The following is a 6000-nucleotide window of genomic DNA, read 5'->3' on the forward strand; positions in this document are numbered from 1 at the left end:
CGTCCGCACCGGACGGGAGTAAACGACCATGGGACAGCTGGACGGAAAGACGGCAGTCGTCACCGGAGGCAACAGCGGAATCGGACTGGCCACGGCCAAGCGATTCGCACGTGAGGGCGCGCACGTGTTCATCACCGGCCGCCGGCAGGAGGCCCTCGACGCCGCGCTGGCCGAGATCGGCGCCGAAGCCACCGCCGTCCGGGGCGACGTCGCGAACCTCGCGGACATCGATCGCCTCTACGCGGCCGTGGCCGAGCGAGGCCGACCCATCGACGTCCTGTTCGCCAACGCCGGCGGCGGCGAGTTCGCCACGCTTGAACAGGTCACCGAGGAGCACTTCGACGCCACCTTCGACATCAACGTACGCGGCATGCTCTTCACGGTGCAGAAGGCCCTTCCGCTGCTCAGCGACGGCGCCTCGGTGATCCTGACCGGATCGACTGCCGCCACCTCAGGTGCCGCCGCCTTCGGCGTCTACGCCGCGTCCAAGGCCGCGGTCCGCTCCTTCTCCCGCACCTGGGCCAACGAACTCAGCGGCCGCGCGATCCGAGTGAACACCCTGGTACCCGGCCCGATCGTCACCCCGGGCATCACCGGCCTGGCCGCGGACGCCGAGCAGGCCGCGAAGATGAGAGACGCCCTCGCCGGCCAGGTCCCGCTGGGCCGGATGGGACACCCGGACGAGACCGCAGCTGCCGCTCTGTTCCTCGCCAGCAGTGAAAGCAGCTTCGTCACCGGATCCGAGCTGTTCGTCGACGGCGGGCTCAACCAGATCTGATCGCGGCAAAAGGATGCGTGGCGCCCGTCCCGGCGAAGTCCAGAGGGTGACCGCGTCGCCGGCACGCCGGCAGTCGACAGAGGTCATGGAGCCCACACACCCTACGCGCAGATGATCACCAGAGCGCCGCCGCTGGCACCCACCGACCGCGCATTCCGCCGCAGCCACTGCGGTCATTACAGCCTCCGCAAGCGGCGAACAGGGCCCGTTCGGACGGTAAGTCGCTCGGGTCTGTCCCGTGACCGGTGACACGCGTGTCGGGTGCCGGTCGGAGGACGGGGTCTGAGGTGGGGCGGCCCCACGACCACGCCGGGCAAGTGATCGGTGCCAACCGGCGGGTCAGTGGGTGACTCCGTTCTGGCAGCCGCACCCGGAAGCTGTCTTGGCCTCGGCCACCGTGGTCGACGGGTCAGCGGCCCGTTCGTCCGTCGTGCAGCAGGCGGTGACGCCGCAGCATGCGCCCGTGGCCCCGGCCGTCGCCTCCGCTGCATCGGTGGGCTTGGTCGCGCGGATGACGGCGGAGTGCATCTCGTCGGCGACAGGGTGGGTCGGCGTGATGTCGATGTCCGTGAAGCCGGCCGCTTCGAGACCGGCGCGGTACTCGGTGAAGGACAGCGCGCCTGCGATGCAGCCCACGTAGTCGCCGCGTTCCGCGCGCTGTTCGGGGGTGAGGGTGTCGTCGGCGACGATGTCGGAGAGCCCGATACGGCCGCCGGGGCGCAGGACGCGGAAGGTCTCGGCGAAGACGCCGGGTTTGTCGACGGACAGGTTGATCACGCAGTTGGAGATGACCACGTCGATGGTGTTTGCGGGCAGCGGGATCGCCTCGATGGTGCCTTTGAGGAACTCGACGTTGGTCGCGCCCGCCTTCTTCGCGGTGTCGAGGGCCAGGGCGAGCATCTCCTCGGTCACGTCCAGGCCGTATGCCCTGCCGGTGGGGCCGACGCGGCGGGCGGAGAGCAGGACGTCGATGCCGCCGCCGGAGCCGAGGTCCAGGACGCGTTCGCCCTCGCGGAGTTCGGCGACGGCCGTCGGGTTGCCGCAGCCGAGGGAGGCGGCGACCGCTTCGGCGGGCAGGGCGGCGCGCTCGTCGTCGGCGTAGCGGGCGGAGCCGAAGTTCTCGTCGACCTCGAGGGGTTCGGCGCCGCAGCAGGCGGCGACGCCCTCGGTGACCTTCACGGCCGCTGCGGCGTACCGGCGGCGGACGGCTTCGCGCAGGTCGGTGGACTGCTCGCTCATGATGCACTCCTCGATGACGTGACGGGGCAGGGCATACCCCGGACCGGCTTGTATCGATGTCTGTTGATGCAACCTTGCGCCCTGGATCGAAGTACGTCAACATAGAGGTATGTCGAAACAAGAGCTTGAGGTGCTTGGCCAGCACGATGCCGCCGTCTGCTGCCCGGGCCTCGCCGAAGCGGCTCTCGACGAGGCGCGTGCCACCGAACTGGCCCGGGTGTTCAAGGCCCTCGGCGATCCGGTCCGGCTCCGGCTCCTGTCGATGATCGCGTCGCGTGGGGAGGGAGGCGAGGTCTGTGTCTGCGAGCTGACCCCGGCCTTCGATCTGTCCCAGCCGACGATCTCCCACCACCTCAAGCTGCTCCGTCAGGCCGGTCTCATCGACTGCGAGCGCCGGGGCACGTGGGTGTACTACCGGGTGCTGCCGGGGGTTCTCGACCGGCTTGCGCATGTCCTCGCGGCACCGCAGAGCGCCGGAGTGTCCGCGTGAGCGCCTCCCTGGGGCGACGGGCCCTGGCCGAGGCCGTCGGCACGGCGGCGCTGGTCGCGGTGGTGGTCGGCTCCGGCATCCAGGCCACCGAACTGTCCCGGGACGCCGGCGTGCAACTCCTCGCCAACTCGCTCGCCACGGTCTTCGGCCTGGGCGTACTCATCGCGCTGTTCGGGCCGGTCTCCGGTGCCCACTTCAACCCGGCGGTCACGCTCGCGGCCTGGGGTGTCGGCCGCCGCACCGGCGACGGACCCAGCGGCCGGGACGTGGCGGCGTACATCCCGGCGCAGACGGCGGGGGCGATCGCCGGTGCGGTCCTGGCCGACGCGATGTTCGGGAGGCCGTTGGTGCGCTGGTCCACCCATGACCGCTCGTCCGGTCACCTCTGGCTGGGCGAGGTCGTCGCCACGGCCGGCCTCGTCCTCCTGATCTTCGGGCTGGTCCGGGCGGGCCGGGCTCCTCTCGCCCCGGCCGTGGTGGCGTCGTACATCGGCGCGGCCTACTGGTTCACGTCGTCCACGTCGTTCGCCAATCCGGCCGTGACGGTGGGCCGGGCCTTCACCGACACTTTCGCCGGTATCGCCCCCGGCTCGGTCGCCTCTTTCGTGGTGGCACAGGCGGTCGGCACGGCCCTCGGCCTGGCTCTGCTGGCCGCGGTGTTCGAACTGCCGCCCGCGCACACCGACCCCGATGTGCTCCCGGCCGACTCCGAAGTCACCGCCCCCGCACGTCCATGACCCCACCCGATGTCTTCGAGAAAGCCCCCGCCATGAGCAACCCCGCGTCCCGGCGTCCCTCCGTCCTCTTCGTCTGCGTCCACAACGCAGGCCGCTCCCAGATGGCAGCCGCCTTCCTCACCCATATCGCGGGAGAAGCGGTGGAAGTCCGCTCGGCCGGCTCGGCGCCCGCCGACACGGTCAACCCGGCGGTCGTGGAGGCCATGCGGGAGACCGGCATCGACCTCTCCGCCAAGACGCCGAAGATCCTGACCACCGAGGCCGTCCAGGCGTCCGATGTCGTGATCACCATGGGATGCGGGGACACCTGCCCGGTCTTCCCGGGCAAGAGGTACCTGGACTGGAAGCTGGACGACCCGGCGGGCCAAGGCGTCGACGCCGTACGTCCCATCCGGGACGAGATCGAGAGCCGTGTCCGCGGTCTGCTCGGCGAACTCGGTGTGGAGGCGCGTGGCTGAGAGGCGGGAAGCGCGCGGAGCGGGCGAGCCGCGTCCCTGCCCACTCGCCTTCGAGGGGCGTCCGGTTACCCGACGGGTGGCGAGGACGCCGACGATCACGGTACTTGCGGCGCCGTCGGTGCCGTGTCAGAACCGGTACGGGCCGCCGACCGCCGGCTCTTTCGACGGCGTGATCGGCGCCTTCGCCATCACCAACGACATCGTACTCATGGCACTGGGCCTGGACATCGGCGCGATGTACGTCCGCTCGCTCACCGTCTACCTGGTCCGCCAGGGCACCCTGGACGACTACGTCTACCTGGAGCACGGCGCCCACTACGCGATCGGCGCGCTGGCCGTGAGCCTGATGGTCACCATCCAGTACGAGATCAACGAGGTCATCACCGGCCTGGTCGGCGTCGTCCTGATCGGCTGGTCCCTCTGGCCCTCCGTGCGCCGCAACCAGGACCTGGCGGGCGGCCCAGGACGAGCCGGAACCGGTCACGGTCCCGTAGATGGCTCGCTCACCAGGGCCGGTAGCCAAGTCGGTGGACCCGCCGTTCGGCCGGTGCGGCATGATCGGTGGGGGATGGAAGCAGCTATGGGAAGGGGCGCCAGGACCGTGGACGAGCATGCGGAGATCTCGACGCCGAGCGACGCCGCGAACAACGCGCTGATCCTGGCCTTCGGGCGCTTGCAGGGGGCCGCGAACCGGCTGGAGTACATCCTGGGGCGGGCTCTCGAGGTGGAGTGCGGTATCAGCCATCTGATGTTCGAGGTGCTGCTCATCCTGGGCAGGGCGGGGGAGCCGGGGCTGTCGATGCGGGCCGTCGCCCAGGAGCAGGTGCTCACGACCGGTGGCGCCACGCGGCTGGTGGACCGTATGGAGGCGGCCGGCCTGGTCCAGCGCGTCGAGGATCCCGGTGACCGGCGCGGGCGGCTGGTGCGCCTGACGCCGCTCGGGGAGGAGACCACGGTCTCCGCGTCCCGGGTCCATGTCGAGAACATCAGGCGCTACTTCCTGGCGCCCCTCCCGGTGGAGGACCGTGAGCGGTTCGCCGAAGACCTGCGCATCCTGAGCCACACAGCACGGGACACACTGCCCCGGCTTCCCTGAGGGGTGTGGGCCGTCCCGTATGAGCCCCTCCCCGCCTGCGTCGCCGCACCGACCGGCGACGACCTGCAAGCCGCGCAGCGCCGAATCGACCTCGGCCCCCGCGTCATGAACACGTAAACCCGGCGTGTGGGCCCGCTCCCGACGCTCTCCCGGCGCGGGCAGCGCGACCCATGAGCTGTGCTGACACGAGGACCGGGACGAATCGCCTGACACTCGGCCCCAGAAATATCTGACTAGTCAGATACTGTTGTCCTCGGTGAACGGCTCGCACCAGGCGAGCACCCCCACCCCGATGCCGAGGTTCCCATGCAGCTCGTCTACGCCTTCGACGCCTACTGCGGCTGGTCGCACGGGTTCTCCTCCACCCTGCGCGAGGCCGTCTCCCGCCACCCGGACATACCGGTGGAGGTCATTTCCGGCGGCCTGTTCACCGGCTCGCGCCGGGTCCCGATCCGCGAGTTCGGCTACGTCCAGGGAGCCAACGCCCAGATCGCCGAGCTCACCGGCGCCGAGTTCGGCGAGGGATACCACCGGCTGATCGCCGACGGCTCGTTCGTGATGGACTCCGAGGCCGCCGCGCGCGGCGTCGCCGCCCTGCGCCGGGTGGCCCCCGACCGGGCAGCCGAGCTGGCCGGCGCCCTCCAGCAGGCCTTCTACGTGGACGGCCTCAGCCTGTCCGAGTCCGCCACCTACCGGAAGATCGCCGAAGAGTCGGGTCTTGACGCCGACGCTGTCGTTTCCGCCTTCGAGTCCCCCGAGGCGTACGACGCGGCGGCGGACGACTTCCGCCGCTGTGCCGAGCTGGGGGTCACCGGCTTCCCCACCCTGCTCGCCGTCGACGGTGCCCGCGTCGCCGTCCTGGCCCGCGGCCACGCCACCGCCGACGAAGTCGACCGGCGACTCGCCGCCCTCTCCTGACCGCGCAATCCCCATCCCCGCAAGGAGCAGCAACCATGAGCAGCAGCACTCTCTCCTTCAAGGTCCTCGATCTCGACTTCCCGGCCGGCAGCAAGAACAAGACGGCCACTCTCGTCACCGGCGAGAGCGAGGCGCTGCTGGTGGACGCGGCCTTCACCCGCGCCGACGGCCACCGCCTGGCCGCCGAGGTCCTCGACTCGGGCAAGACGCTGACCACCGTCTTCGTCTCGCACGGCGACCCCGACTTCTACTTCGGCGCCGAGGTCATCGCCGACGCCTTCCCC

8 protein-coding genes and 1 pseudogene are annotated in these 6000 nt (G+C 70.6%); 8 read left to right on the top strand and 1 reads right to left on the bottom strand.

Translation table 11 applies throughout. The annotated features are described in order from the left end of the window. Positions 1 to 28: 28 nt before the first annotated feature. On the top strand, positions 29 to 778 hold the full coding sequence (locus AB0M11_RS18960; RefSeq protein ID WP_365706800.1) for an SDR family oxidoreductase: 750 nt from the start codon (positions 29 to 31) through the stop codon (positions 776 to 778). Positions 779 to 1117: 339 nt separating this feature from the next. On the opposite strand, the gene arsM is transcribed toward AB0M11_RS18960, so the two are convergent. Beyond that, positions 1118 to 2017 carry an arsenite methyltransferase gene (gene arsM, locus AB0M11_RS18965; protein ID WP_365706802.1) on the bottom strand — a complete coding sequence of 300 codons (900 nt, stop codon included), beginning with the start codon at positions 2015 to 2017 and terminating at the stop codon, positions 1118 to 1120. A gap of 109 nt (positions 2018 to 2126) precedes the next feature. Here arsM and AB0M11_RS18970 point away from each other — a divergent pair, with 109 nt between their 5' ends. The 7 genes and pseudogenes from AB0M11_RS18970 to AB0M11_RS19000 all read left to right on the top strand — a co-directional run. Further along, positions 2127 to 2507: a metalloregulator ArsR/SmtB family transcription factor gene (locus AB0M11_RS18970; RefSeq protein WP_365706804.1), complete on the top strand. Its 381-nt coding sequence runs from the start codon at positions 2127 to 2129 to the stop codon at positions 2505 to 2507. Continuing rightward, complete coding sequence (locus AB0M11_RS18975; RefSeq protein WP_365706806.1) at positions 2504 to 3244, top strand: MIP/aquaporin family protein; 741 nt, start codon at positions 2504 to 2506, stop codon at positions 3242 to 3244. Before AB0M11_RS18970 ends, AB0M11_RS18975 begins: the two co-directional genes overlap by 4 nt. Before the next feature lie 32 nt (positions 3245 to 3276). Next, complete coding sequence (locus AB0M11_RS18980; protein ID WP_365706808.1) at positions 3277 to 3702, top strand: arsenate reductase ArsC; 426 nt, start codon at positions 3277 to 3279, stop codon at positions 3700 to 3702. A gap of 157 nt (positions 3703 to 3859) precedes the next feature. Further along, positions 3860 to 4156 (top strand): annotated as a pseudogene (locus AB0M11_RS18985) (DUF475 domain-containing protein); the annotation flags it as partial. A gap of 147 nt (positions 4157 to 4303) precedes the next feature. Next, positions 4304 to 4798 (top strand): MarR family transcriptional regulator, encoded by a 495-nt coding sequence (locus AB0M11_RS18990; RefSeq protein WP_365706817.1) that lies wholly within the window; start codon positions 4304 to 4306, stop codon positions 4796 to 4798. Between the two features lie 306 nt (positions 4799 to 5104). After that, positions 5105 to 5716: a DsbA family protein gene (locus AB0M11_RS18995; RefSeq protein ID WP_365706809.1), complete on the top strand. Its 612-nt coding sequence runs from the start codon at positions 5105 to 5107 to the stop codon at positions 5714 to 5716. Positions 5717 to 5751: 35 nt separating this feature from the next. Continuing rightward, the coding region (locus AB0M11_RS19000; RefSeq protein WP_365706811.1) for an MBL fold metallo-hydrolase at positions 5752 to 6000 on the top strand (249 nt) is incomplete at its 3' end.

It is taken from the genome of Streptomyces sp. NPDC051987 (assembly GCF_040680735.1).
GTDB lineage: Bacteria > Actinomycetota > Actinomycetes > Streptomycetales > Streptomycetaceae > Streptomyces.